Below are 22,859 nucleotides of genomic sequence, written 5' to 3' on the forward strand. Positions count from 1 at the left end.
CTACGGTTCATTTCGGACCGTAGTGCAATCACGAAGGGAGGTTCCAAAATGGCTCGCAGCTTGAAAAAAGGACCATTTGTCGATGGACACTTGATGACAAAAATCGAGAAATTAAATGAAACGGACAAGAAACAAGTTGTAAAAACTTGGTCTCGCCGTTCAACTATTTTCCCACAATTTATCGGTCACACTATCGCAGTATATGACGGACGTAAACACGTGCCTGTATTCATTTCTGAAGACATGGTAGGCCACAAGTTGGGCGAATTCGCACCGACTCGTACTTACAAAGGCCACGCCAGTGACGATAAAAAAACAAGACGCTAAGAGAGGAGGCTTTTAAATGCAAGCTAAAGCTGTTGCAAGAACAGTCCGTATTGCTCCTCGTAAAGCACGTCTAGTAATGGACCTGATTCGAGGTAAGCAAGTAGGCGAAGCAGTATCTATCTTGAACCTAACTCCGAGAGCTGCTTCTCCGATCATCGAAAAAGTTTTAAAATCTGCTATCGCAAATGCTGAGCACAACTACGAGATGGACGCTAACAATCTGGTTATTTCTCAGGCATTTGTTGACGAAGGCCCAACGTTAAAAAGATTCCGCCCGCGTGCTATGGGACGTGCGAGCCAAATCAACAAACGTACGAGCCACATTACAATCGTTGTATCAGAAAAGAAGGAGGGATAAGTAGTGGGTCAAAAGGTAAATCCAGTCGGTCTTCGTATCGGAGTCATTCGTGATTGGGAATCTAAGTGGTACGCTGGTAAAGATTACGCTGACTTCCTGCACGAAGATTTAAAAATTCGTGAATTCATTAGCAAACGCCTTTCTGACGCTTCTGTTTCTAAAGTAGAAATCGAGCGTGCAGCAAACCGCGTTAACATTACGATCCACACTGCTAAGCCTGGTATGGTAATCGGTAAAGGCGGATCTGAAGTTGAAGCACTTCGTAAAGCCCTTAACAGCCTTACTGGCAAGCGTGTACACATTAACATTCTTGAAATCAAAAGAGCAGATCTTGATGCTCAGCTTGTAGCTGACAACATCGCTCGTCAACTAGAAAACCGTATTTCTTTCCGCCGTGCGCAGAAACAACAAATCCAACGCACTATGCGTGCTGGAGCACAAGGTGTGAAAACAATGGTTTCCGGCCGTCTTGGCGGAGCTGATATCGCTCGTTCTGAATACTACAGTGAAGGAACTGTTCCATTGCACACTTTACGTGCTGACATCGACTATGCAACATCTGAAGCTGACACAACTTACGGTAAGCTTGGTGTAAAAGTCTGGATCTATCGTGGAGAGGTTCTTCCTACTAAGAAGAAAACTGAGGAAGGAGGAAAATAATATGTTATTACCAAAACGCGTTAAATATCGCAGAGAGCATCGCGGAAAAATGCGCGGTCGCGCTAAAGGCGGTACTGAAGTACATTTTGGTGAGTACGGTATCCAGGCTCTTGAAGCTTCTTGGATCACGAACCGCCAAATCGAAGCTGCACGTATTGCGATGACTCGTTACATGAAACGTGGCGGTAAAGTTTGGATTAAAATTTTCCCTTCAAAACCTTACACTGCTAAACCGCTTGAGGTACGGATGGGTTCCGGTAAAGGGGCTCCTGAAGGCTGGGTAGCTGTTGTAAAACCGGGCAAAGTTTTATTTGAAATTTCTGGTGTGTCTGAAGAGGTAGCTCGTGAAGCTCTTCGTCTTGCATCTCACAAATTGCCAATTAAAACGAAGTTCGTAAAACGTGAAGAAATTGGTGGTGAATCAAATGAAAGCTAATGAAATTCGTGACCTTACCACTGCTGAAATTGAACAAAAAGTAAAGTCTCTTAAAGAAGAACTTTTCAATCTTCGCTTTCAATTAGCGACAGGACAACTTGAAAATACTGCTCGCATTCGTGAAGTGCGCAAAGCTATCGCGCGCATGAAAACTGTGATTCGTGAAAGAGAAATTGCTGCCAACAAATAATCACTGAGGGGAGGTCGTGAGCATGAGCGAACGTAACCAACGCAAAGTTTACCAAGGCCGTGTTGTTTCTGACAAAATGGATAAAACCATCACTGTTGTTGTTGAAACATACAAAAAGGATCCTATTTACGGTAAACGCGTAAAATACTCAAAGAAATTCAAAGCACATGATGAAAATAACCAAGCTAAAATCGGAGACATCGTAAAGATCATGGAAACTCGTCCATTATCTGCAACTAAGCGTTTTCGTCTAGTAGAAGTTGTCGAAGAAGCTGTTATTATCTAATAAAGTTCGGAATTCTTTTTCCGAAGGGAGGTAACAAATAATGATTCAACAAGAGACTCGTTTAAAAGTTGCTGACAACTCCGGTGCGCGTGAGGTACTTACTATTAAAGTTCTTGGCGGTTCTGGACGTAAAACGGCTAACATTGGTGATGTAATTGTTTGCACGGTTAAACAAGCAACACCAGGAGGCGTTGTCAAAAAAGGTGAAGTCGTAAGAGCTGTTATCGTTCGCACAAAAAGCGGAGCACGCAGAACTGACGGATCATACATCAGCTTCGATGAGAATGCATGTGTTATCATCCGTGACGACAAGAGCCCGCGTGGAACTCGTATCTTCGGACCGGTTGCCCGTGAATTACGTGAAAACAACTTCATGAAAATTGTTTCTCTGGCTCCAGAAGTTATCTAATGAAATAAATGCCTTACTCAAGGAGGTGCGATCAGGATGCATGTGAAAAAAGGCGATAAAGTAATGGTTATCTCTGGTAAAGATAAAGGCAAACAAGGTACGATCCTTGCTGCTTTCCCTAAAAAGGACCGCGTTCTAGTTGAGGGCGTAAACATGGTGAAGAAGCACTCTAAACCAACTCAAGCAAACCCTCAAGGCGGTATTTCTAATCAAGAGGCGCCAATTCATGTATCAAACGTTATGCCGCTCGATCCTAAAACAGGTGAAGTGACTCGCGTAGGATACAAAGTGGAAGATGGCAAAAAAGTTCGTGTTGCAAAAAAATCTGGGCAAGTCTTAGATAAATAGTATTTAAAGGAAGGGAGGTCTATCTCATGAACCGCCTTAAAGAAAAGTACAATAAAGAAATTTCACCTGCTTTAATGACGAAGTTCAACTACGACTCTGTTATGCAGGTGCCAAAAATCGAAAAAATCGTAATCAACATGGGTGTCGGTGATGCTGTTCAAAACGCAAAAGCAATCGACAGTGCTGTTGAAGAATTAACGTTTATCGCAGGTCAAAAACCTGTCGTTACTCGTGCGAAGAAATCAATTGCTGGATTCCGTCTTCGTGAGGGAATGCCTATCGGTGCGAAAGTAACTCTTCGCGGAGAGCGCATGTATGATTTCCTTGATAAACTTATTTCTGTATCTTTACCGCGTGTACGTGACTTCCGCGGGATTTCTAAGAAATCTTTCGACGGTCGCGGAAACTACACTCTTGGTATCAAAGAACAGTTAATCTTCCCTGAAATTGACTACGATAAAGTAACAAAGGTTCGCGGAATGGACATCGTTATCGTAACGACTGCTAACTCTGACGAAGAGGCTCGTGAGCTATTAACTCAAGTAGGTATGCCGTTCCAGAAATAATCAATGAAAGGGAGGCGAAATCGTGGCTAAAAAGTCAATGATTGCGAAACAACAACGTACACCAAAGTTTAAAGTGCAAGAGTACACTCGCTGTGAACGCTGCGGACGTCCGCACTCAGTCATTCGTAAATTTAAACTTTGCCGTATTTGTTTCCGTGAGCTTGCATATAAAGGACAAATTCCTGGCGTGAAAAAAGCCAGCTGGTAATCCCCAAGAATGGGAAGGAGGTAATTATATAATGGTTATGACAGATCCAATTGCAGATATGCTGACTCGTATTCGCAATGCAAACATGGTACGTCATGAGAAGCTTGAAATTCCTGCTTCTAAATTGAAAAGAGAAATTGCTGACATTTTAAAGCGTGAAGGTTTCATTCGTGACGTTGAGTTCGTAGAAGACAGCAAACAAGGTATCATCCGCGTTTTCTTGAAATACGGACAAAACAACGAGCGCGTTATCACTGGTCTTAAAAGAATCAGCAAACCAGGTTTGCGTGTATACGCTAAATCAAATGAAGTACCTCGCGTACTTAACGGTCTTGGAATCGCGATTATTTCTACATCACAAGGTGTTTTAACGGACAAAGAAGCCCGTGCAAAACAAGCTGGTGGAGAAGTTCTAGCATACGTTTGGTAAGAAGTTTAACAAGAATGGAGGTGTTTTAGTATGTCTCGTGTAGGTAAAAAACTGCTTGAGATCCCTTCTGGAGTTACAGTAACGCTGAACGAAGGCAACACTGTAGCTGTAAAAGGACCAAAAGGAGAATTAACTCGTACTTTCCATCCTGATATGGAAATCAAAATTGAGGACAACGTGCTTACAGTTACTCGTCCTTCTGATCACAAAGAGCACCGTGCGCTGCATGGTACGACTCGCAGTCTGCTTGGAAACATGGTTGAAGGCGTATCTAAAGGATTTGAAAGAGGTTTGGAATTAGTCGGTGTCGGTTATCGTGCGGCTAAATCCGGAAACAAACTTGTTTTAAACGTTGGATACTCTCACCCTGTTGAGATCGTTCCTGAAGAGGGCATCGAAATCGAAGTTCCTTCTCAAACTAAAGTAGTTGTAAAAGGTACAGACAAAGAGCGTGTAGGAGCTATCGCTGCTAACATCCGCGCTGTACGTTCTCCAGAGCCTTACAAAGGTAAAGGAATCCGCTACGAAGGTGAAGTTGTTCGCCGTAAAGAAGGTAAATCTGCTAAGTAAGACCGCTTAAAGTGAAGAAAGGAGTGACCTAAGGATGATTACGAAAACTAGCAAAAATGCTGCTCGTCAAAAAAGACATGCCCGTGTTCGTGCTAAACTTTCAGGCACAGCTGAAAGACCTCGTCTGAATGTGTTCCGTTCAAACAAACACATTTATGCTCAAATCATCGATGATGTAAATGGTGTTACACTTGCTAGTGCCTCTACTCTCGATAAAGATTTGAACGTGGAAAGCACTGGTGACAGCGCTGCTGCTGCTAAAGTCGGTGAACTCGTTGCGAAACGCGCTTCTGAGAAAGGTGTTTCTGACGTAGTATTTGACCGCGGCGGATACTTATACCATGGACGTGTAAAAGCTCTGGCCGATGCAGCTCGTGAAGCCGGACTGAAATTTTAATAAAAAAAGGAGGGACACATGATTATGCGTCGTATTGACCCAAGCAAATTAGAGTTAGAAGAACGCTTAGTTACGGTTAACCGCGTAGCGAAAGTTGTTAAAGGTGGTCGTCGTTTCCGTTTCGCAGCTCTAGTCGTTGTCGGTGACAAAAACGGTCACGTAGGTTTCGGTACTGGTAAAGCACAAGAAGTACCTGAAGCAATCCGCAAAGCTGTTGAAGATGCGAAAAAGAATTTGATTGAAGTACCAATGGTTGGAACTACGATTCCACACGAAATCATCGGACGTTTCGGTGCAGGCAATATCTTGTTGAAACCTGCTTCTGAAGGTACTGGAGTTATCGCTGGAGGCCCTGTACGTGCGGTACTTGAGCTTGCTGGCGTTGCTGATATCCTTTCTAAGTCTTTAGGTTCTAACACACCGATCAACATGATCCGTGCAACACTTCAAGGTTTAAGTGAGCTTAAACGTGCCGAAGACGTTGCGAAGCTTCGTGGAAAATCTGTAGAAGAACTGTTAGGATAAGGAGGGAACATTAATGGCTAAATTAGAAATTACCCTCAAACGCAGTGTAATCGGTCGCCCGGAAGATCAGCGCGTTACTGTAAGAACACTTGGTTTAAAGAAAACAAACCAAACTGTCGTTCATGAAGATAACGCTGCGATCCGCGGTATGATTAATAAAGTATCTCATCTAGTTTCTGTTAAAGAACAATAAAAATAAATTATAGGCTAAGGAGGTGTCCTAATGAAACTTCATGAATTAAAGCCTTCAGAAGGTTCACGTAAAGTGCGCAATCGCGTAGGTCGTGGTATTGGTTCTGGTAACGGTAAAACAGCTGGTAAAGGTCACAAAGGTCAAAACGCTCGTTCTGGCGGCGGTGTACGCCCTGGATTCGAGGGGGGACAAATGCCTTTATTCCAACGTCTTCCTAAGCGCGGTTTTACAAACATCAACCGTAAGGAATACGCTATTGTGAACGTAGACAAATTGAACGGTTTTGCGGAAGGAACGGAAGTCACTCCTGAACTTCTTCTTGAGACTGGTGTTATTAGCAAACTTAATGCAGGAGTAAAGATTCTTGGCAACGGTAAATTAGAGAAAAAATTAACTGTAAAAGCCAATAAATTCTCTGCTTCTGCGAAAGAAGCTGTTGAAGCTGCTGGCGGTACAGCTGAGGTGATCTAACTTGTTTAAGACAATCTCCAACTTTATGCGTGTGAGTGATATTCGGAATAAAATCATTTTTACATTACTCATGCTTATCGTCTTTCGCATAGGTGCGTTTATCCCTGTGCCATATGTAAATGCTCAGGCGTTGCAGACACAAAGTTCGATGGGGGTTTTTGATCTCCTTAACACATTTGGCGGCGGTGCGCTTTATCAGTTCTCCATTTTTGCGATGGGAATTACACCTTACATCACTGCTTCGATCATCATTCAGCTGCTTCAGATGGATGTTGTGCCGAAGTTTACCGAGTGGTCTAAGCAAGGTGAAGTCGGCCGCCGTAAATTAGCTCAGTTCACGAGATATTTTACGATTGTGCTTGGTTTTATCCAGGCATTAGGTATGTCTTACGGGTTTAACAACCTGGCAAACGGTATGCTGATTGAAAAATCCGGCATATCGACATATCTGATTATTGCTTTAGTACTCACTGGAGGAACTGCTTTTTTAATGTGGCTGGGAGAACAAATTACTTCCAATGGAGTAGGTAACGGAATTTCGATCATCATCTTCGCGGGGATTGTGGCTAGTATTCCGAAAACTGTTGGGCAGATTTATGAGACTCAATTTGTCGGCAGCAGCGATCAGCTGTTTATTCATATTGTAAAAATCGCTTTACTGGTGATTGCGATTTTGGCCGTTATTGTTGGTGTTATTTTCATTCAGCAGGCCGTACGCAAAATCGCGATTCAATATGCAAAAGGGCAAGGTCGTTCACCTGTTGGCGGAGGCCAGTCAACTCACCTTCCGCTTAAAGTGAATCCGGCAGGGGTTATTCCGGTAATCTTTGCGGTTGCGTTCCTTATTACGCCGCGTACTATCGCGTCATTTTTCGGAGAAAACGATGTGACAAAGTGGATTCAAGCCAACTTTGACAATACACATCCGGTGGGCATGACGGTTTATGTCGCATTAATTATCGCCTTTACGTACTTCTATGCTTTTGTGCAGGTAAACCCTGAACAAATGGCTGATAACCTTAAAAAACAGGGTGGCTATATCCCGGGGGTTCGTCCAGGGAAAATGACTCAAGATAGAATTACGAGCATTTTGTATCGACTTACGTTTGTGGGTTCTATATTCTTAGCCGTGATTTCCATTCTTCCTATCTTTTTCATTCAATTCGCTGGATTGCCTCAAAGTGCACAGATTGGCGGAACATCATTGTTAATTGTCGTCGGGGTAGCCTTGGAGACAATGAAGCAGCTGGAGAGCCAGTTAGTGAAACGTAATTACCGAGGATTTATGAAAAATTAGAGGACTGGTTTTAACCATTCCTCTTAATAAGAGAGGACGGGGGAAATCCGAATGAACTTAGTCTTAATGGGACTTCCTGGAGCCGGTAAAGGCACACAGGGAGAACGAATTGTTGAGGATTATGGGATACCTCATATCTCAACGGGAGATATGTTCCGTGCTGCTATGAAAGAAGAAACACCACTCGGACTCGAAGCAAAGTCTTATATTGATAAAGGCGAGCTCGTACCGGACGAAGTCACAATCGGCATTGTCAAAGAAAGACTCGGCAAAGATGATTGTGAAAGAGGTTTTCTTCTGGACGGATTTCCGCGAACAGTCGCTCAGGCTGAAGCTCTTGAAAACATTCTTGAGGAATACGGCAAGCCGATTGATTATGTCATTAACATTAAAGTAGACAAAGACTCTTTAATGGAACGTTTGACTGGACGCAGAATTTGCAGTGTTTGCGGCACAACCTATCATTTGGTTTTCAATCCGCCGAAAACGCCGGGTGTTTGTGATAAAGACGGAGGAGACCTTTATCAACGGGCAGATGATAATGAGGAAACCGTCTCAAAACGGCTTGAGGTCAACATGAAGCAGACTCAGCCTTTACTCGATTTTTATTCTGAGAAAGGGTATCTTGTCAACGTCAATGGCCAGCAGGACATTAACGACGTGTACAAAGATGTGAAAGAGCTTCTTGGAGGATTGAGCAAATGATTATCTGTAAGACCCCTCGTGAGCTTAGCATCATGCGGGAAGCAGGGCGAATCGTGGCTTTGACTCATGAAGAGATGAAAAAGCACATTAAACCAGGAATCTCGACAAAAGAATTGGATCAAATTGCCGAACGTTTTATTGAGAAGCAGGGTGCAATCCCATCTTTTAAGGGGTATAATGGGTTTCGCGGGAGCATCTGTGTATCAGTTAATGAAGAACTCGTTCACGGAATTCCCGGTAAAAGGGTTTTGCGTGACGGTGACATTATCAGCATTGATATCGGTGCTAAATTAAATGGTTATCATGGTGACTCTGCTTGGACATATCCGGTAGGAAACATCAGTGATGATGATAAACGACTGCTGGAAGTGACAGAGGAGTCTTTATATAAAGGCTTGAAGGAAGCAAAACCAGGTGAACGTTTGTCGAATATTTCCCACGCAATACAAACGTATGTCGAAAAGGAGCAGTTTTCAGTTGTTAGGGAGTATGTCGGACATGGTGTTGGTCAAGACTTGCATGAGGATCCGCAAATTCCTCATTACGGTCCGCCAAACAAAGGACCTAGGCTGAAGCCTGGTATGGTTCTCGCTATAGAACCGATGGTTAACGCTGGCAGCCGGTATGTGAAAACATTGGCTGATAACTGGACGGTTGTAACGGTAGATGGGAAAAAGTGTGCTCATTTTGAACATACGATTGCGATTACGGAAACGGGTTTTGATATACTGACAAAAGTCTAGATGATGAAATGAGTTCCATGACACATGTTTTTCATTCCGCACCTGGGCAGATTGTAGGTTTACAATTGGTCGGAAGAAAAACCGGCTAGCTGCTGTCATCGGAAGGAAGATTCATCATCGTGTACTAAAGCAGACGGAGAAAAGCGTACATTTCATTCTCCTTAGAAAAAGAATATCAATCATTCACCCTTTATGATTGCGTATCTCCGGAAGTTCAGAACAGTATAAACGAAACAGGGCGTGTGACAAACGGATAACTGAGATTTTCTCTTTTGAAATTTGTCAGAGAGCAAGTTACTGATTTGAAGAAGGGAGAACACTTGAATGGCGAAAGACGATGTAATTGAAGTGGAAGGTACGATTGTCGAAACACTGCCAAACGCGATGTTCAAAGTTGAACTCGAAAATGGCCATACGGTTTTGGCTCACGTATCTGGTAAAATCCGCATGCACTTCATTCGCATTTTACCTGGAGACAAAGTTACGGTAGAATTATCTCCATATGACTTAACTCGTGGCAGGATTACGTACCGTTACAAATAAAGCACTCCGGAAACTGAAGGAGGTTGGAAACACATGAAAGTGAGACCATCAGTTAAACCAATCTGCGAGAAATGTAAAGTTATTCGCAGAAAAGGAAAAGTAATGGTGATCTGTGAAAATCCAAAGCATAAACAAAAACAAGGATAATTAATAAGGAGGTGCCCAGAGAATGGCTCGTATTGCTGGTGTAGATATCCCACGTGACAAACGTGTTGTTATTTCTTTAACATATGTCTTCGGAATTGGCCGCACAACGGCTCAGCAAGTCTTGAAAGAGGCTGGTGTTTCTGAAGATACTCGTGTGCGTGATCTTACTGAAGAAGAACTTGGTAAAATCCGTGATGTTATTGACAAACTGAAAGTAGAAGGTGACCTTCGCCGTGAAGTTTCTCTTAACATCAAGCGTCTGATCGAAATCGGAAGCTACCGCGGAATCCGCCATCGCAGAGGTTTGCCTGTTCGCGGACAAAACTCTAAAAACAATGCGCGTACTCGTAAAGGTCCGCGTCGTACTGTAGCTAACAAGAAAAAATAAGTAAGGGAGGTACCTAAACAATGGCTGCTGCTCGTAAACAAAACACGCGTAAACGTCGCGTGAAAAAGAATATTGAGTCAGGAATCGCTCATATTCGTTCAACTTTCAACAACACGATCGTTACGATCACTGATACTCATGGTAATGCTATTTCTTGGTCAAGTGCCGGAGCTCTAGGATTCAGAGGTTCTCGTAAATCGACTCCTTTTGCTGCGCAAATGGCTGCTGAAACAGCTGCTAAAGGTTCAATCGAACACGGACTTAAAACTCTTGAAGTAACTGTTAAAGGACCAGGTTCTGGCCGTGAAGCTGCAATCCGTGCTTTACAAGCTGCCGGACTTGAAGTTACAGCTATCAGAGACGTAACTCCTGTTCCTCATAATGGATGCCGTCCACCAAAACGTCGCCGCGTGTAATTTGTTTGTATAGATTTTGTGTCCCTGTCAATAATGGGTTATGATACAGTTATTTATGAAACGAATGCACCGACTCGTTGCCTGAGCACATACGGGACTAAACAATGGGGAATTTCGGATGGAATCTCATATGATTCTATTCGAGGTTTCGACGTTTTGAAGGAGGGTTTTAAGTAATGATCGAGATTGAAAAACCAAAAATCGAAACGGTTGAAATCAGCGACGATGCCAAATTTGGTAAGTTTGTCGTAGAGCCGCTTGAGCGTGGATATGGTACAACTCTGGGTAACTCCTTACGTCGTATCCTCTTATCCTCACTCCCTGGTGCCGCTGTAACATCGATCCAGATAGATGGTGTACTGCACGAATTCTCGACAATCGAAGGCGTTGTGGAAGATGTTACAACGATAATCTTGCACATTAAAAAGCTTGCATTGAAAATCTACTCTGATGAAGAGAAGACGCTTGAAATTGATGTACAGGGCGAAGGAACTGTCACAGCAGCTGATATTACACACGACAGCGATGTTGAAATCCTTAATCCGGATCTTCATATCGCGACTCTTGGTGAGAATGCGAGTTTCCGAGTTCGCCTTACTGCACAAAGAGGACGTGGGTATACACCTGCTGATTCGAACAAAAGAGACGATCAGCCAATCGGCGTGATTCCGATCGATTCAATCTTTACGCCAGTTTCTCGTTTATCTTATCAGGTAGAAAACACTCGTGTAGGCCAGGTTGCAAACTATGACAAACTTACACTTGATGTTTGGACTGACGGAAGCACTGGACCGAAGGAAGCAATTGCTCTCGGTTCAAAGATTTTAACTGAACACCTTAATATATTCGTCGGTTTAACTGACGAAGCTCAGCATGCTGAAATCATGGTTGAAAAAGAAGAGGACCAAAAAGAAAAAGTTCTTGAAATGACGATTGAGGAACTTGATCTTTCTGTCCGTTCTTACAACTGCTTGAAGCGTGCGGGCATTAACACGGTTCAAGAACTTGCGAACAAGACGGAAGAAGATATGATGAAAGTTCGCAACCTGGGACGCAAATCACTTGAAGAAGTGAAAGCGAAACTTGAAGAACTTGGACTCGGCCTTCGCAAAGACGATTGATCTAGTTTCCATGTGAACTAGGATTTTCGTGTGTTTTTTAATTAGAAACAGCATTCCATTAAAGGAGGGGACATCACATGTCATACAGAAAACTAGGACGTACGAGTTCACAGCGTAAAGCTATGCTTCGTGATCTTACAACAGATTTGATCATCAACGAAAGAATTGAAACAACTGAAACACGTGCGAAAGAACTTCGCTCTGTTGTTGAAAAGATGATCACTCTTGGTAAGCGCGGTGACTTGCATGCTCGTCGTCAAGCTGCTGCATACATTCGCAACGAGGTTGCTAATGAAGAAAATAACCAAGATGCACTTCAAAAATTATTCTCTGACATTGCAACTCGTTACGAGGAGCGCCAAGGCGGATACACACGTATTATGAAGCTTGGTCCTCGCCGTGGTGACGGTGCACCAATGGCAATCATCGAATTGGTTTAATCACATATTTTTGTGTATCTAAAGAAGGGCGGGACAGTTTCTAACTGGATCTATGCCCTTTTTTTAGATATCAGAACTTTTTATCATGAGACAGAAAAGCAGAGCTATAGCTGAGAGGAGGTCAGGCGCCCGTGGATCAAAAACAGCTTATATCCGTAAAAGACATTCTATTCCGCTACCGCAAAGATGCAGAAAGACCGGCGCTGGACGGTGTGAGTCTGGAGGTATATGAAGGAGAATGGCTTGCTATCGTAGGTCACAACGGTTCAGGGAAGTCGACTTTGGCCAGAGCGCTGAACGGGCTGATTTTGCCTGAGGCCGGAGAAATTGAAGTCGGCGGCATCAAGCTGACTGAGGATACCGTGTGGGATGTGCGAAAAAAAATAGGGATGGTCTTTCAGAATCCCGATAACCAATTTGTCGGAACGACTGTTCGCGATGATGTGGCTTTTGGTTTAGAAAACAATGGTGTTCCGCGCGAAGAAATGATTGAGAGAGTAGATTGGGCTGTCACACAAGTCAATATGCAGGATTTTCTTGATCAAGAGCCGCACCATCTCTCCGGAGGTCAAAAACAAAGAGTGGCGATCGCGGGAATTATTGCCGCGCGTCCTGATATTATGATTTTGGATGAAGCGACATCCATGCTTGACCCGATTGGGAGAGAAGAAGTCCTTGATACTGTCAGACGCTTAAAAGATCAGGGCATGGCCACCGTCATTTCGATAACACATGACCTGGAAGAAGCCGCAAGGGCGGACAGGATCATTGTGATGAACGGCGGCAGGAAATATGCAGAGGGCACGCCTGAAGAGATTTTTAAATTAAATGAAGACTTGGTTCGCATCGGTCTTGATTTGCCTTTCTCATTCCAGCTCAGCCTGCTTTTGAAAGAAAGCGGACTGGCGTTAACGAAAAACCATCTGACTCAGGAAGGGCTGGTGAATGAGCTGTGGACATTAAAATCAAAGATGTAGAACACCGCTATCAAATGAAGACACCGTTTGAACGGCTTGCTCTGTATGATATCAATGCCGTGATAAAAGAGGGCAGCTACGTTGCCGTCATCGGGCATACAGGGTCGGGCAAATCGACGCTCCTGCAGCATTTAAACGGTTTGCTGAAACCGACTAAAGGACAGCTTGAGCTCGGGAGCACGATTCTGGCAGCCGGTAAAAAAAATAAAGACCTTAAGACTTTGCGAAAAAAAGTCGGAATCGTTTTCCAATTTCCCGAACATCAGCTGTTTGAAGAGACTGTGCTGAAGGACATCGCATTCGGACCGATGAATTTCGGTGTAAAAAAAGAAGACGCTGAACGGAAAGCAAAAGAAATGCTGGGGCTTGTGGGCCTTCCGGAAGACATTTTGGATCGTTCACCGTTCGAGCTCAGCGGCGGCCAGATGCGCAGAGTGGCGATTGCCGGCGTTCTCGCGATGGAGCCGGAAGTGCTGGTTTTGGATGAACCGACGGCCGGTCTTGATCCGAGAGGGCGCCAGGACATTATGGACATGTTCTATGCGCTTCATCAGCGGGGAAACCTGACTACCGTTCTCGTCACCCACAGCATGGAGGACGCCGCCCGCTATGCTGACGAAATGATCGTCATGCACAAAGGAACCATTAAAGCGACGGGGAGTCCGCGTGACTTGTTTGTAAAAGGTGAAGAGATGGCCGAAATGGGACTGGATCTTCCTGAGTCGGTGAAGTTTCAGAGACGGCTTGAGGAGGCTCTCGGAGTTAAGTATGAAAAACCCATGCTGACCCTGCAGGATGCCGCGAGCGAAATTAAGGCTTTCTTTCAGGAGGAAAAGGACCAATGATGGACAGCATGATTATCGGAAAGTATGTTCCCGGATCATCGCTTATTCACCGATTGGACCCGCGAACAAAACTTGTCAGCATCTTTCTTTTTGTATGTATCGTTTTTTTGGCAAACAACGTACAAACGTATGCTTTGCTCGGTTTGTTTACATTCGGGGTGATCGCCTTAACACGAGTGCCGTTCAGCTTTTTGCTGAAAGGGCTTAAGCCGATTATCTGGATTGTGGCGTTTACCTTTTTATTACACATTTTCATGACGCATGAAGGATCTGTCATTTTTCAGCTTGGCTGGTTTAAAGTGTATGAGGGCGGACTTATACAGGGGATTTTTATCTCCCTCCGTTTCGTTTACCTTATCTTTATGACAACGCTGCTGACGCTGACAACAACGCCGATTGAAATAACGGATGGAATGGAGCAGCTCTTGAATCCTTTTAAAAAGGTGAAGCTGCCCGTACACGAACTCGCATTGATGATGTCGATATCATTGCGATTTATCCCGACATTGATGGAAGAGACAGATAAAATCATGAAGGCGCAAATGGCGAGGGGTGCGGACTTTACAAGCGGCCCGGTGAAAGACAGAATCAAAGCGGTTGTTCCGCTACTTGTCCCGCTGTTTGTCAGCGCCTTTAAACGCGCGGAAGAGCTTGCGGTCGCCATGGAGGCGAGAGGCTACCAGGGCGGTGAGGGGAGAACGAAATACAGAAAGCTCGTCTGGACCGGAAAGGATACCGGAGCCATTCTGCTCATCATCGTATTAGCCGTGTTATTGTTTTTCTTAAGAAGTTAGAGGTGCTGCTGAATGAGAGTGAAATGTACCATTGCTTATGACGGGCATTTATTTAACGGATATCAGGTTCAGCCTGGAAAGCGGACCGTTCAAAGTGAATTGGAAAAAGCGCTGGCCGTCATCCACAAAACGGATGGCAGGGTGCCTGTCATCTCATCGGGCCGCACGGACAGCGATGTTCATGCTGCCGGGCAGGTCATTCATTTTGATACGCCGCTGTCCATCCCGGCTGAGAAATGGCCGTTTGCGCTCAATGCCCTGCTGCCTGATGATATTGCCGTCAAAACAGCAGAGATTGCGGATGATGGGTTCCATGCACGATTTAGCGCGGTCCAAAAGGAATATCGCTACTTTGTATATACGGAGAAACACCCGGACGTATTTAAACGACATTACGCTTACCATTTTGCATATCAGCTTAATGTGCAGAAAATGAGGGAAGCTTCAAGGCACCTCATCGGGACACATGATTTCACAAGCTTTTGCGCGGCTGATACCGCGGTTCAGGATAAGGTCAGAACGATTTACGAGCTGGATTGGACTGAGACCGGAGACGGCCTGCAGATGCGGATCACCGGAAACGGTTTTCTCTATAATATGGTCAGAATCATTGCCGGAACGTTATTGGATACAGGAGCTGGAAAATTTTCTCCCGATGATGTAAAAGCAATGCTCAAAGCGAAGGATCGCGAAGCCGCGGGGCGCACCGCACCGGGGCACGGGCTGTATTTATGGAGCGTTTGCTATGACAACTAAACCAGGTGTAACATTTTCTTGACAGAGTCTGCATAAAGTTATAAGATATCATATGGTATGTATTTCAACCCCACGATAAGCCCCGGAACTTATTGTGTTGTGAAATAGAACGTAACAGAAGTTTATGAAAAAATGACAGATCATTTAGGAGGGAATTAAATGCGTACAACACCTATGGCTAACGCAAGTACTATTGAACGCAAGTGGTTAGTTGTTGATGCAGCAGGCAAGACTTTAGGACGTCTTTCTACAGAAGTTGCATCTATCCTTCGCGGGAAACACAAACCGACTTACACACCGCACGTTGATACTGGAGATCATGTGATCATCATCAACGCTGAAAAAATCGAGTTAACTGGTAAAAAGTTAACTGATAAAATCTACTACCGTCACACAATGCACCCAGGCGGTCTGAAATCAAGAACAGCTCTTGAAATGCGTACAAACTACCCTGAGAAAATGCTTGAGCTTGCTATCAAAGGCATGCTTCCAAAAGGTTCTCTAGGTCGTCAAATGTTCAAGAAATTGAACGTATACCGTGGTTCTGAGCATCCACATGAAGCACAAAAACCTGAAGTTTACGAACTTCGCGGTTAATTAAAAAGGAGGTTACCAATTTGGCACAGGTTCAATATTACGGTACTGGCCGTCGTAAAAGTTCTGTAGCGCGTGTGCGCTTAGTTCCAGGAGAAGGTCGTATCGTCGTTAATAATCGTGAAATCAGCGAGCACATTCCATCTCCGGCTCTAATCGAAGATATCAAACAACCATTAACTTTAACTGAAACAGCTGGTACTTATGATGTTTTAGTAAACGTACATGGAGGCGGCTTATCTGGTCAAGCTGGAGCAATCCGTCACGGTATCGCTCGTGCTTTGCTTGAAGCAGATCCAGAATACCGCGCAACACTTAAACGTGCTGGTCTTCTGACTCGTGACGCTCGTATGAAAGAACGTAAAAAATACGGTCTTAAAGGCGCTCGTCGTGCACCTCAGTTCTCAAAACGTTAATCGTTTTGGATGGCAAAAACCACAACTTCTTGGTTGTGGTTTTTTTGTATTTTTTTCTCATATCGAAGAGGTTATCCGATGTTTTTCTAGAATTGTTTGTTATACTCTATTCATTACCAATAAGGAGCGCAGTTATAATGAATAAGTTAGTCATACATAACAGCAAGGCATGGGATAAAAAAGTCGAAACAGGCAATGAATGGACGGTTGCGGTTGATTCTCATACGATTGGTGAAGCAAAAAAAGGCAATTGGAGCATCAGAATGACCCCCGGAAAAGATGTGCCGGCGGATTGGTTTCCGCCCATAGACGGTCTGAAGGTTCTTTGTCTTGCTTCAGGAGGAGGACAGCAAGGGCCGGTCCTTGCTGCTGCAGGAGCGGATGTCACCATCTTTGACAATTCGGAAAAACAGCTTGCGCAAGACAGAATGGTTGCCGAGCGGGACGGTCTTACGCTTCGGACTGTCAAAGGCAGCATGAATGATCTGAGCTGTTTTGATGATGAGTCATTTGATTTTATCGTGCACCCGGTATCGAATTGCTTTGTTGATACGGTTCTTCCGGTATGGAAAGAAGCTCATCGCGTATTGAAAAAAGGCGGGTCTTTAGTCTCCGGTTTTGTAAATCCCGTCGTGTTCTTATTTGATATGGATTTAGAGCAGGAAGGCGTACTAAAAGTAAAGTATTCCATTCCGTTTTCGGATGAAAAAGATCTGAGTAAGAAAAAGGTAAAGGAACTTATTGATAATCATGAAGCGCTTGAATTCGGCCATACGCTGGAGGATCAAATTAAAGGTCAGATTGACGCAGGCTTTATGGTTGCCGGTTTTTACGAGGACAAAGGCGGCCTCGTGCTGGATGAATACATTAATACATACTCCGTAACAAGAAGCATTAAAATATAAAAACGGCATCCCGTCAGAGGTGCTGTTTTTTTGCGGCTTTTTCCTGCGGACGGCTGATCACATTAGCCGAAACCGGTTCTATTCCAATTTCTCTGGCCCAAACTGACAGTTGTCCCATATGGTGAATCTCATGCGCAAGGATGTGGCGGAGAATATCTTCTTTAGGAAAGGTTTGGTCCATCCAGTCCGGCTTAACAAGATCCGGCCCTTTGCGGGAGACCGCATGAATGACATCCTCCCGATACTGTTCAGACAGCTTTCTGAGATCCTGAATGCTCGTATAGTCAGACTCAGCGGGTAAAACATCATCTTTACCTAAAATGGCACGAGCCCAGCTGATCTCGACATCAATGATATGAAATAAAGTCCGCAAGATGCTCTCCATTCCGCCTGTCCGGGTTTTCGTCATTTCCTCCCGGCTCAGCTTTTCACATATCATAAACCACTCGTCACGCACCGTCCAATTGTATTGAAACAGCTTTTTCATCACGTCACCTCAGCTCTTTATTCTTCCAGTTAACATGAAACTCCTTCATTTGGGAGGATTTCCACTATCAACAAAGCATGCTTTCTCCCTTTTCCTTTCAAAATAACAGTAAAAAGGAGCGTGGCTGGCAATGGCAGAAGTATTATCTTTTTCAGATGTGAAACGGCAGAAGGATTATGAGCTTGAGAAGAGTTTACTAAAGGAGCTGTCACTGACGCAGATCATTCAGTCCGTAAAAGCATGTCTTACCCCTTTGTTTCCCTTTCTTCAAGACGAAAACGGCATTCTGAGTGAAGGATGCATAGATTTTGCAATTGAAGCGTATTTATTAGGCGGCCGGTTCGGCGTCTTTGGCTATTATGGTGAGTCTTTGCAGAGGGCAAACGCCCGTTCGGCTGAAGAAGAGGAAGAACTGACGGCCGATTTTTTTGAATATCTTTGCAATTGGACGCATGAGCAATATTCTTCCGTTGAACAAAAAGAAGTCTATGAAGCGTCCTGCCGGTTTATCAACAGCTGGTGGACGGAAGGATTTCTGCAAAGAGAAAAACAATGTAAGCTCCGCATGAGGTAATCATAATTTCTTCCCTTGTCCCATACTTATTAATAACGGGGACAAGCGGGAGGGAAAGGTATGACAAAAAAGCTGAAATGGCTCGGTTTTTTACTTGGCTTTATCATATTATTGTGTTTATTCCGGTTTCAATTCCATAATGATGATTCCTGGCGGCCGTGGAGCCTGCCGCTGAGCGGGAAAATCATCTATCTCGATCCGGGACACGGCGGGCCGGACGGAGGCGCCACGGGAGGCAGTCACCTTGAAAAGGACATTACTCTCGAAGTGGCCTCCAGGGTCAGAGACTATTTGCAGGAGCAGGGAGCTTTGGTTATTATGACGCGGGAGACGGATACTGATTTAGCTCCTGAAGGGACGAGAGGCTACAGCCGACGCAAAGCGGAAGATCTGAGAAAGCGCGTGGAGATCATCAACCGTTCAGAGGCGGAGCTTTATATCAGCATTCATCTGAACGCCATACCGTCACCGAGATGGAGCGGCGCCCAAAGTTTCTACTATGGAAAATACGAAGAGAATGAAAAAGTGGCCAAATATATACAGGATGAATTGAGAATCAATTTGGAGAATACAACGAGAAAGGCAAAACGGATACACGGCATTTACTTAATGCAGAATGTAACCAAACCGGGCGCCCTGGTGGAAATCGGATTTCTGTCCAATCCCGCGGAAGCGAAAAGGCTCGGCCAGCCTAAATATCAGGACAAAATCGCTTCTTCCGTGTATAAGGGCGTATTGAGATATTTCACAGAGAAAGGAGACCCTCCCGAGTAAGGAGGGTTTTTCGCCGATTCTGCGTTTAATATATGGTATAATACCATTTGTAAACGAATACACAAAGGGTGAGGGTTCGATGATAAGAGAAGATGAAGTAAGAAATATAGTCGGAAACATGCGCGAACCTTTTCTTCATAGACCGCTGGGAGAATTGGATGCCATTAAAGAAGTGAAGGTCAAGCCGGAAAAACGGCATGTCAGTGTAAAAATTGCATTGGCAAAAACGGGGACGGCTGAACAGATGGGCATTCAGCAGGAAATCGTATCCGTTTTGAAAGAAGCGGGTGCTGAAACTGTCGGACTGCGGTTTGAAGAGCTGCCGGAAGAAACATTGGCGAAATTCAGCCGGCCGGCTGCTGAAAGCGAAACCCTGCTGAATAGGAAACATCCGCCGGTCTTTCTTGCGGTGGCAAGCGGAAAAGGCGGTGTCGGCAAATCAACGGTTTCCGTCAACCTGGCCATTTCTCTTGCGCGGCTCGGCAAAAAAGTCGGCTTGATCGACGCGGATATATACGGATTCAGCGTGCCGGACATGATGGGTATTACCGTTCGCCCGACAGTTGAAGGAGAAAAACTGCTTCCTGTCGAAAGATTTGGAGTAAAGGTTATGTCGATGGGCTTTTTCGTCGAAGAAAACGCTCCGGTTGTGTGGAGAGGGCCGATGCTGGGCAAGATGCTGAATAACTTCTTCCATGAGGTTGACTGGGGAGAGGTTGACTATATCGTTCTCGATCTGCCGCCCGGCACGGGTGATGTGGCGCTCGATGTACACACGATGCTTCCGAGCTGCAAAGAGATTATCGTATCAACGCCGCACCCTACAGCCGCATTTGTAGCGGCGAGAGCGGGTTCTATGGCGATTAAGACCGATCATGAAGTTGTAGGGGTCATTGAAAATATGGCTTATTATGAAAGTGCAAAAACCGGCGAGAGAGAATATGTGTTCGGTCAAGGCGGGGGAGACAAGCTTGCAGAGGAATTGCAGGTGCCGCTGCTTGGCAGAATTCCTTTAAAACAGCCTGATTGGGACAAGGACCAGTTTGCGCCTTCTGTCTATGACAGAAGTCATCCGATCGGGGAAATTTATATGGGAATCGCCCAGAAAGTCATTGAAAAAACAGCTGAATAAAAAAGGGGCCGGGATCAACACGGCCCGGCCTTTTATTGGCTTTCTTTTTCAGAGCTTGAAGCCGCTTTTTTCAATTCATCCTCGAATTGCTTTTTGAAAAGCGGGCTGGAAAGTGTCTCTGTAATTACATCTTCTAAGTAACTGCGGAACTTTTGGCTTTTCACCAGCTCATAGTATTTTTTATCCATGCCGGGGTCCTGCATGATCTGCATAAAACTTTTCTGATAATCAGGGTCTTTCATCAGTTTTTTTATGATTTTTTCGTGCTCGGGCTGAAGCGTTTTTGCAAAGCTCTCGGCGAACTTTGAGTCTTCAAAGATGGTTTTCCAGAACTCCGCCCCTTTTTTAGAGGTGAGGGTTTTCTCTATTGTGCCTTTAATGGCATTTTGATCAATCACCAATGCCTCATTCATCGCATCATCATTTAATATTTCCTTAATTGCTTTTTTTCCATCATCTGTCTTTAATATATCAACAACCATTTTTTTAGTCTGGTCATAATCCATATCCGCTGCTTGGTCTTTTGGAGCACAAGCTGTTACAGATAATACAACAAAACAGCTTATCAATAGCGTTTTGGCTTTTGACATGCATAAGCTCCTTCCTTACTTGTACTTATTTTTAATATGATTCATCGGAATGGATTTATACATAACAAAATATCGCTGAACGCGATTGTCAGGGGGATGAATAAGAGATGAAAAGCCGCGGGCTTGTTCGATTTTTCTTTTCGATTTTAGCTGTGGGCGCTCTTATTACAAGCGTCGTGGGATTTGCACTGAAGTGGGGGGAGTACAAGGGGTTCTTTCTGAATTTTGAGGCCGGTCAGATTTTCTCCGTTCTGATCTGGTTTATCGGGGTAGGCATGATTTTCAGTGTGATCAGCCAGATGGGATTCTTCGTCTTTCTGACGGTGCACCGGTTTGCCCTTGAAATTCTCAGATCAAACTCGCTTTGGAATCTGCTTCAGCTGTTTATCATTCTGTTTGTCGCTTTTGATTTAATGTACGTCAGATTTTTGTTTTTCGGTGAGCGGGATGACTCGATTGCGGGGTTTGTCTGGCTGCCGCTGGCTCTGCTTGCCGTCGGCCTGTTGACGGCGTATATAAAACAAAAGCAGTCCTCAAAAAATACGTTCGTTTCATCATTATTTTTAATGGTCGTTATTACGGCGCTTGAATGGGTTCCTGCGCTAAGAGTGAATAATGAGGACTGGCTTTATTTGATGCTGATTCCGCTGATGGGCTGCAATGCGTTTCAGCTGTTAATGCTGCCGAAGTTTGCCCAGAGGTAGTTATTTCACTTCTGATGACTTGACGTCAGTATTTGCGATCAGGTCGCCGACTGTCACGTTTTTCAGTCCTTTTTGCTTTAAATTGTGAATGATGGCGGGGAGCGCTTCTTCGGTCTGTGTTGCTGAATCAGAGGCGTGCAGCAGGACAATGTCGCCGCCTTTTATATGACTGTTTACATTTTCAATGATTTTATCAGGACCGGGATTTGTCCAATCCTGCGAGTTAACGCTGTAATGAACCACTGAATAGCGGTACTGCTGTGCAATGGCAAGAACCTTTTTATTAAATTGTCCGGTCGGCGGGCGGAGTAAATGAACATTCTTCACACCCAGCTTTTTAAATGCGGTCTGGGCCCGGAGGATGTCTTTTTTTATTTCATTGTCCTCTAGGTTGGTATAATTCTTATACGCATATCCCATGCTGCCGATTTGATGTCCGTCTTTTACCATACGTTCAACTGTGTCCGGGTGCCGTTCCGCCCAAGAAGCTGACAGAAAAAAAGTGGCGTTTTTAATACCGTTTGCTTTTAGCGCGTTCAGAATCGGAACCGCTTTTTCGTCGCCCCAGCTGATATCGAATGTTAATGCGACTTCGCCCGCTTTCGTTTCCCCTTTTGAAATAGCCTTCGGGCTGCTATCAGTTAAAAATACAGGAAGGGGGACGGCTCTCTGTATATAAAAAAAGCTGGCTGCTGCAAATGCGGCAATGATAATAATAAGCAGCTGTTTTATCCTTCTGATGTGCCACACGTAGAAGTGGTTCACTGATGACGCCTCCTTATCTTGTCCATGCTTGATTACATCGTATGCCGCGGCGGAGATGAATATAACGAAATACGTTTCAAAAAAAAACGAAAAAAACACTTGCTAAATTCAGCGAATGCATGGTATATTATTAAACGTCGCTGATGGACAGCAGACAACAACAAAAAGCTTCGGAAACAACTTAAAAAAAGTTGTTGACATAAAAGAAGCTGAGTGGTAAGATAATAAAGCTGCTTCAACAAGCGGTAATGATCTTTGAAAACTAAACAAGACAAAACGTACCTGTTAATTCAAAGTTTTAAATAAATCGCACAGCGATGTGCGTAGTCAGTCAAACTACTTTATCGGAGAGTTTGATCCTGGCTCAGGACG

The 22,859-nt window shown here is 44.4% G+C and carries 39 protein-coding genes and 1 pseudogene; 37 read left to right on the forward strand and 3 right to left on the reverse strand.

What is annotated here, in order from left to right; all coding sequences use genetic code 11:
* The first annotated feature begins 48 nt into the window (after positions 1 to 48).
* From rpsS to ACWJJ4_RS19130, 33 genes and pseudogenes are all read left to right on the forward strand, one after another.
* Complete coding sequence (gene rpsS, locus ACWJJ4_RS18970) at positions 49 to 327, forward strand: 30S ribosomal protein S19 (RefSeq protein ID WP_003156472.1); 279 nt, start codon at positions 49 to 51, stop codon at positions 325 to 327.
* Between the two features lie 16 nt (positions 328 to 343).
* The gene (rplV, locus tag ACWJJ4_RS18975; protein WP_003156475.1) at positions 344 to 685 is read left to right on the forward strand and encodes a 50S ribosomal protein L22; all 342 of its coding nucleotides are present in this window, start codon (positions 344 to 346) and stop codon (positions 683 to 685) included.
* 3 nt (positions 686 to 688) lie between these two features.
* Complete coding sequence (gene rpsC, locus ACWJJ4_RS18980; protein ID WP_003156476.1) at positions 689 to 1,345, forward strand: 30S ribosomal protein S3; 657 nt, start codon at positions 689 to 691, stop codon at positions 1,343 to 1,345.
* Position 1,346: 1 nt separating this feature from the next.
* The gene (rplP, locus tag ACWJJ4_RS18985; protein WP_003156478.1) at positions 1,347 to 1,781 is read left to right on the forward strand and encodes a 50S ribosomal protein L16; all 435 of its coding nucleotides are present in this window, start codon (positions 1,347 to 1,349) and stop codon (positions 1,779 to 1,781) included.
* A complete protein-coding gene (gene rpmC, locus ACWJJ4_RS18990; RefSeq protein ID WP_003156482.1) occupies positions 1,771 to 1,971 on the forward strand; it encodes a 50S ribosomal protein L29 in 201 nt (66 codons plus the stop codon). Before rplP ends, rpmC begins: the two co-directional genes overlap by 11 nt.
* Before the next feature lie 22 nt (positions 1,972 to 1,993).
* Positions 1,994 to 2,257: a 30S ribosomal protein S17 gene (gene rpsQ, locus ACWJJ4_RS18995; protein ID WP_003156484.1), complete on the forward strand. Its 264-nt coding sequence runs from the start codon at positions 1,994 to 1,996 to the stop codon at positions 2,255 to 2,257.
* A 40-nt stretch (positions 2,258 to 2,297) separates the two neighbouring features.
* Complete coding sequence (rplN, locus tag ACWJJ4_RS19000) at positions 2,298 to 2,666, forward strand: 50S ribosomal protein L14 (RefSeq protein ID WP_007410404.1); 369 nt, start codon at positions 2,298 to 2,300, stop codon at positions 2,664 to 2,666.
* Between the two features lie 36 nt (positions 2,667 to 2,702).
* On the forward strand, positions 2,703 to 3,014 hold the full coding sequence (gene rplX / locus ACWJJ4_RS19005) for a 50S ribosomal protein L24 (protein ID WP_003156486.1): 312 nt from the start codon (positions 2,703 to 2,705) through the stop codon (positions 3,012 to 3,014).
* Between the two features lie 26 nt (positions 3,015 to 3,040).
* The gene (gene rplE / locus ACWJJ4_RS19010) at positions 3,041 to 3,580 is read left to right on the forward strand and encodes a 50S ribosomal protein L5 (protein WP_003156487.1); all 540 of its coding nucleotides are present in this window, start codon (positions 3,041 to 3,043) and stop codon (positions 3,578 to 3,580) included.
* 22 nt (positions 3,581 to 3,602) lie between these two features.
* Positions 3,603 to 3,788 carry a 30S ribosomal protein S14 gene (rpsN, locus tag ACWJJ4_RS19015; protein ID WP_003156488.1) on the forward strand — a complete coding sequence of 62 codons (186 nt, stop codon included), beginning with the start codon at positions 3,603 to 3,605 and terminating at the stop codon, positions 3,786 to 3,788.
* Between the two features lie 31 nt (positions 3,789 to 3,819).
* A complete protein-coding gene (gene rpsH / locus ACWJJ4_RS19020) occupies positions 3,820 to 4,218 on the forward strand; it encodes a 30S ribosomal protein S8 (protein ID WP_003156489.1) in 399 nt (132 codons plus the stop codon).
* Positions 4,219 to 4,248: 30 nt separating this feature from the next.
* On the forward strand, positions 4,249 to 4,788 hold the full coding sequence (rplF, locus tag ACWJJ4_RS19025) for a 50S ribosomal protein L6 (RefSeq protein ID WP_003156490.1): 540 nt from the start codon (positions 4,249 to 4,251) through the stop codon (positions 4,786 to 4,788).
* Positions 4,789 to 4,822: 34 nt separating this feature from the next.
* Positions 4,823 to 5,185: a 50S ribosomal protein L18 gene (rplR, locus tag ACWJJ4_RS19030; RefSeq protein WP_003156492.1), complete on the forward strand. Its 363-nt coding sequence runs from the start codon at positions 4,823 to 4,825 to the stop codon at positions 5,183 to 5,185.
* 24 nt (positions 5,186 to 5,209) lie between these two features.
* Complete coding sequence (gene rpsE, locus ACWJJ4_RS19035; RefSeq protein ID WP_003328273.1) at positions 5,210 to 5,710, forward strand: 30S ribosomal protein S5; 501 nt, start codon at positions 5,210 to 5,212, stop codon at positions 5,708 to 5,710.
* A gap of 13 nt (positions 5,711 to 5,723) precedes the next feature.
* On the forward strand, positions 5,724 to 5,903 hold the full coding sequence (gene rpmD, locus ACWJJ4_RS19040) for a 50S ribosomal protein L30 (protein WP_003156497.1): 180 nt from the start codon (positions 5,724 to 5,726) through the stop codon (positions 5,901 to 5,903).
* A 30-nt stretch (positions 5,904 to 5,933) separates the two neighbouring features.
* A complete protein-coding gene (rplO, locus tag ACWJJ4_RS19045) occupies positions 5,934 to 6,374 on the forward strand; it encodes a 50S ribosomal protein L15 (RefSeq protein WP_003156499.1) in 441 nt (146 codons plus the stop codon).
* A gap of 1 nt (position 6,375) precedes the next feature.
* Positions 6,376 to 7,671, forward strand: coding sequence for a preprotein translocase subunit SecY (secY, locus tag ACWJJ4_RS19050; RefSeq protein ID WP_003156501.1), 1,296 nt, complete (start codon positions 6,376 to 6,378; stop codon positions 7,669 to 7,671).
* Between the two features lie 51 nt (positions 7,672 to 7,722).
* Positions 7,723 to 8,376: an adenylate kinase gene (locus ACWJJ4_RS19055; RefSeq protein ID WP_007410407.1), complete on the forward strand. Its 654-nt coding sequence runs from the start codon at positions 7,723 to 7,725 to the stop codon at positions 8,374 to 8,376.
* The gene (gene map / locus ACWJJ4_RS19060; protein ID WP_094247298.1) at positions 8,373 to 9,119 is read left to right on the forward strand and encodes a type I methionyl aminopeptidase; all 747 of its coding nucleotides are present in this window, start codon (positions 8,373 to 8,375) and stop codon (positions 9,117 to 9,119) included. The genes ACWJJ4_RS19055 and map overlap by 4 nt, the downstream gene beginning before the upstream one ends.
* Before the next feature lie 64 nt (positions 9,120 to 9,183).
* Positions 9,184 to 9,466: pseudogene (locus tag ACWJJ4_RS19065) on the forward strand (KOW domain-containing RNA-binding protein).
* The gene (gene infA / locus ACWJJ4_RS19070) at positions 9,444 to 9,662 is read left to right on the forward strand and encodes a translation initiation factor IF-1 (protein WP_003156508.1); all 219 of its coding nucleotides are present in this window, start codon (positions 9,444 to 9,446) and stop codon (positions 9,660 to 9,662) included. Before ACWJJ4_RS19065 ends, infA begins: the two are co-directional and overlap by 23 nt.
* Positions 9,663 to 9,695: 33 nt before the next feature.
* Positions 9,696 to 9,809 (forward strand): 50S ribosomal protein L36, encoded by a 114-nt coding sequence (gene rpmJ, locus ACWJJ4_RS19075; RefSeq protein WP_003156543.1) that lies wholly within the window; start codon positions 9,696 to 9,698, stop codon positions 9,807 to 9,809.
* A 22-nt stretch (positions 9,810 to 9,831) separates the two neighbouring features.
* Positions 9,832 to 10,197 carry a 30S ribosomal protein S13 gene (gene rpsM, locus ACWJJ4_RS19080; RefSeq protein WP_003156545.1) on the forward strand — a complete coding sequence of 122 codons (366 nt, stop codon included), beginning with the start codon at positions 9,832 to 9,834 and terminating at the stop codon, positions 10,195 to 10,197.
* A 20-nt stretch (positions 10,198 to 10,217) separates the two neighbouring features.
* Complete coding sequence (rpsK, locus tag ACWJJ4_RS19085) at positions 10,218 to 10,613, forward strand: 30S ribosomal protein S11 (protein WP_003156547.1); 396 nt, start codon at positions 10,218 to 10,220, stop codon at positions 10,611 to 10,613.
* Positions 10,614 to 10,789: 176 nt separating this feature from the next.
* The gene (locus ACWJJ4_RS19090) at positions 10,790 to 11,734 is read left to right on the forward strand and encodes a DNA-directed RNA polymerase subunit alpha (protein WP_003156549.1); all 945 of its coding nucleotides are present in this window, start codon (positions 10,790 to 10,792) and stop codon (positions 11,732 to 11,734) included.
* Between the two features lie 77 nt (positions 11,735 to 11,811).
* On the forward strand, positions 11,812 to 12,174 hold the full coding sequence (gene rplQ, locus ACWJJ4_RS19095) for a 50S ribosomal protein L17 (protein WP_003156550.1): 363 nt from the start codon (positions 11,812 to 11,814) through the stop codon (positions 12,172 to 12,174).
* Positions 12,175 to 12,305: 131 nt separating this feature from the next.
* A complete protein-coding gene (locus tag ACWJJ4_RS19100; RefSeq protein WP_007615256.1) occupies positions 12,306 to 13,151 on the forward strand; it encodes an energy-coupling factor ABC transporter ATP-binding protein in 846 nt (281 codons plus the stop codon).
* A complete protein-coding gene (locus tag ACWJJ4_RS19105) occupies positions 13,127 to 13,996 on the forward strand; it encodes an energy-coupling factor ABC transporter ATP-binding protein (protein WP_003156552.1) in 870 nt (289 codons plus the stop codon). Before ACWJJ4_RS19100 ends, ACWJJ4_RS19105 begins: the two co-directional genes overlap by 25 nt.
* Positions 13,993 to 14,790 (forward strand): energy-coupling factor transporter transmembrane component T family protein, encoded by a 798-nt coding sequence (locus ACWJJ4_RS19110; protein WP_014304219.1) that lies wholly within the window; start codon positions 13,993 to 13,995, stop codon positions 14,788 to 14,790. Before ACWJJ4_RS19105 ends, ACWJJ4_RS19110 begins: the two co-directional genes overlap by 4 nt.
* A 12-nt stretch (positions 14,791 to 14,802) precedes the next feature.
* A complete protein-coding gene (gene truA / locus ACWJJ4_RS19115; protein WP_070081274.1) occupies positions 14,803 to 15,546 on the forward strand; it encodes a tRNA pseudouridine(38-40) synthase TruA in 744 nt (247 codons plus the stop codon).
* 159 nt (positions 15,547 to 15,705) lie between these two features.
* Positions 15,706 to 16,143, forward strand: a complete 438-nt coding sequence (rplM, locus tag ACWJJ4_RS19120; protein ID WP_003156556.1) for a 50S ribosomal protein L13 — start codon at positions 15,706 to 15,708, stop codon at positions 16,141 to 16,143.
* Between the two features lie 20 nt (positions 16,144 to 16,163).
* Positions 16,164 to 16,556, forward strand: a complete 393-nt coding sequence (gene rpsI / locus ACWJJ4_RS19125) for a 30S ribosomal protein S9 (protein WP_003225846.1) — start codon at positions 16,164 to 16,166, stop codon at positions 16,554 to 16,556.
* 137 nt (positions 16,557 to 16,693) lie between these two features.
* Positions 16,694 to 17,461: a class I SAM-dependent methyltransferase gene (locus tag ACWJJ4_RS19130; RefSeq protein WP_014304221.1), complete on the forward strand. Its 768-nt coding sequence runs from the start codon at positions 16,694 to 16,696 to the stop codon at positions 17,459 to 17,461.
* Positions 17,462 to 17,474: 13 nt separating this feature from the next.
* Here the strand turns inward: ACWJJ4_RS19130 and ACWJJ4_RS19135 are convergent, their stop codons facing one another.
* The gene (locus ACWJJ4_RS19135; protein WP_151140332.1) at positions 17,475 to 17,948 is read right to left on the reverse strand and encodes a DinB family protein; all 474 of its coding nucleotides are present in this window, start codon (positions 17,946 to 17,948) and stop codon (positions 17,475 to 17,477) included.
* 130 nt (positions 17,949 to 18,078) lie between these two features.
* Here ACWJJ4_RS19135 and ACWJJ4_RS19140 point away from each other — a divergent pair, with 130 nt between their 5' ends.
* From ACWJJ4_RS19140 to ACWJJ4_RS19150, 3 genes are all read left to right on the forward strand, one after another.
* Entirely contained in the window at positions 18,079 to 18,522 is a 444-nt protein-coding gene (locus tag ACWJJ4_RS19140) for a DUF2521 family protein (RefSeq protein WP_017419478.1), read from the forward strand.
* A gap of 60 nt (positions 18,523 to 18,582) precedes the next feature.
* Positions 18,583 to 19,296, forward strand: coding sequence for an N-acetylmuramoyl-L-alanine amidase CwlD (cwlD, locus tag ACWJJ4_RS19145; RefSeq protein WP_070081277.1), 714 nt, complete (start codon positions 18,583 to 18,585; stop codon positions 19,294 to 19,296).
* A 79-nt stretch (positions 19,297 to 19,375) separates the two neighbouring features.
* A complete protein-coding gene (locus ACWJJ4_RS19150; RefSeq protein ID WP_003156567.1) occupies positions 19,376 to 20,428 on the forward strand; it encodes an Mrp/NBP35 family ATP-binding protein in 1,053 nt (350 codons plus the stop codon).
* 32 nt (positions 20,429 to 20,460) lie between these two features.
* Here the strand turns inward: ACWJJ4_RS19150 and gerD are convergent, their stop codons facing one another.
* Positions 20,461 to 21,018, reverse strand: coding sequence for a spore germination lipoprotein GerD (gene gerD, locus ACWJJ4_RS19155; RefSeq protein WP_007615280.1), 558 nt, complete (start codon positions 21,016 to 21,018; stop codon positions 20,461 to 20,463).
* A gap of 107 nt (positions 21,019 to 21,125) precedes the next feature.
* Between gerD and kbaA the strand changes: the two genes are divergently transcribed.
* Positions 21,126 to 21,722, forward strand: coding sequence for a KinB-signaling pathway activation protein (gene kbaA, locus ACWJJ4_RS19160; RefSeq protein ID WP_003156571.1), 597 nt, complete (start codon positions 21,126 to 21,128; stop codon positions 21,720 to 21,722).
* On the opposite strand, the gene pdaB is transcribed toward kbaA, so the two are convergent.
* The gene (gene pdaB / locus ACWJJ4_RS19165; RefSeq protein WP_167859833.1) at positions 21,723 to 22,487 is read right to left on the reverse strand and encodes a polysaccharide deacetylase family sporulation protein PdaB; all 765 of its coding nucleotides are present in this window, start codon (positions 22,485 to 22,487) and stop codon (positions 21,723 to 21,725) included.
* Positions 22,488 to 22,859: the final 372 nt, after the last annotated feature.

Source organism: Bacillus sp. JK62, from assembly GCF_053663455.1.

Coding starts and splice junctions, on each gene's coding strand:
- rpmJ (WP_003156543.1), top strand. CDS start 9,696: ATGAAAGTGAGACCATCAGTTAAACCAATCTGCGAGAAATGTAAAGTT.
- rplO (WP_003156499.1), top strand. CDS start 5,934: ATGAAACTTCATGAATTAAAGCCTTCAGAAGGTTCACGTAAAGTGCGC.
- rplQ (WP_003156550.1), top strand. CDS start 11,812: ATGTCATACAGAAAACTAGGACGTACGAGTTCACAGCGTAAAGCTATG.
- rplX (WP_003156486.1), top strand. CDS start 2,703: ATGCATGTGAAAAAAGGCGATAAAGTAATGGTTATCTCTGGTAAAGAT.
- ACWJJ4_RS19130 (WP_014304221.1), top strand. CDS start 16,694: ATGAATAAGTTAGTCATACATAACAGCAAGGCATGGGATAAAAAAGTC.
- truA (WP_070081274.1), top strand. CDS start 14,803: ATGAGAGTGAAATGTACCATTGCTTATGACGGGCATTTATTTAACGGA.
- ACWJJ4_RS19110 (WP_014304219.1), top strand. CDS start 13,993: ATGATGGACAGCATGATTATCGGAAAGTATGTTCCCGGATCATCGCTT.
- ACWJJ4_RS19135 (WP_151140332.1), bottom strand. CDS start 17,948: ATGAAAAAGCTGTTTCAATACAATTGGACGGTGCGTGACGAGTGGTTT.
- rplN (WP_007410404.1), top strand. CDS start 2,298: ATGATTCAACAAGAGACTCGTTTAAAAGTTGCTGACAACTCCGGTGCG.
- map (WP_094247298.1), top strand. CDS start 8,373: ATGATTATCTGTAAGACCCCTCGTGAGCTTAGCATCATGCGGGAAGCA.
- rplP (WP_003156478.1), top strand. CDS start 1,347: ATGTTATTACCAAAACGCGTTAAATATCGCAGAGAGCATCGCGGAAAA.
- rplF (WP_003156490.1), top strand. CDS start 4,249: ATGTCTCGTGTAGGTAAAAAACTGCTTGAGATCCCTTCTGGAGTTACA.
- gerD (WP_007615280.1), bottom strand. CDS start 21,018: ATGTCAAAAGCCAAAACGCTATTGATAAGCTGTTTTGTTGTATTATCT.
- kbaA (WP_003156571.1), top strand. CDS start 21,126: ATGAAAAGCCGCGGGCTTGTTCGATTTTTCTTTTCGATTTTAGCTGTG.
- rplE (WP_003156487.1), top strand. CDS start 3,041: ATGAACCGCCTTAAAGAAAAGTACAATAAAGAAATTTCACCTGCTTTA.
- ACWJJ4_RS19150 (WP_003156567.1), top strand. CDS start 19,376: ATGATAAGAGAAGATGAAGTAAGAAATATAGTCGGAAACATGCGCGAA.
- rpsH (WP_003156489.1), top strand. CDS start 3,820: ATGGTTATGACAGATCCAATTGCAGATATGCTGACTCGTATTCGCAAT.
- cwlD (WP_070081277.1), top strand. CDS start 18,583: ATGACAAAAAAGCTGAAATGGCTCGGTTTTTTACTTGGCTTTATCATA.
- rpmD (WP_003156497.1), top strand. CDS start 5,724: ATGGCTAAATTAGAAATTACCCTCAAACGCAGTGTAATCGGTCGCCCG.
- rpsS (WP_003156472.1), top strand. CDS start 49: ATGGCTCGCAGCTTGAAAAAAGGACCATTTGTCGATGGACACTTGATG.
- rpsE (WP_003328273.1), top strand. CDS start 5,210: ATGCGTCGTATTGACCCAAGCAAATTAGAGTTAGAAGAACGCTTAGTT.
- rplR (WP_003156492.1), top strand. CDS start 4,823: ATGATTACGAAAACTAGCAAAAATGCTGCTCGTCAAAAAAGACATGCC.
- rpsK (WP_003156547.1), top strand. CDS start 10,218: ATGGCTGCTGCTCGTAAACAAAACACGCGTAAACGTCGCGTGAAAAAG.
- rpsQ (WP_003156484.1), top strand. CDS start 1,994: ATGAGCGAACGTAACCAACGCAAAGTTTACCAAGGCCGTGTTGTTTCT.
- rplV (WP_003156475.1), top strand. CDS start 344: ATGCAAGCTAAAGCTGTTGCAAGAACAGTCCGTATTGCTCCTCGTAAA.
- ACWJJ4_RS19055 (WP_007410407.1), top strand. CDS start 7,723: ATGAACTTAGTCTTAATGGGACTTCCTGGAGCCGGTAAAGGCACACAG.
- rplM (WP_003156556.1), top strand. CDS start 15,706: ATGCGTACAACACCTATGGCTAACGCAAGTACTATTGAACGCAAGTGG.
- infA (WP_003156508.1), top strand. CDS start 9,444: ATGGCGAAAGACGATGTAATTGAAGTGGAAGGTACGATTGTCGAAACA.
- ACWJJ4_RS19090 (WP_003156549.1), top strand. CDS start 10,790: ATGATCGAGATTGAAAAACCAAAAATCGAAACGGTTGAAATCAGCGAC.
- rpsM (WP_003156545.1), top strand. CDS start 9,832: ATGGCTCGTATTGCTGGTGTAGATATCCCACGTGACAAACGTGTTGTT.
- rpmC (WP_003156482.1), top strand. CDS start 1,771: ATGAAAGCTAATGAAATTCGTGACCTTACCACTGCTGAAATTGAACAA.
- ACWJJ4_RS19140 (WP_017419478.1), top strand. CDS start 18,079: ATGGCAGAAGTATTATCTTTTTCAGATGTGAAACGGCAGAAGGATTAT.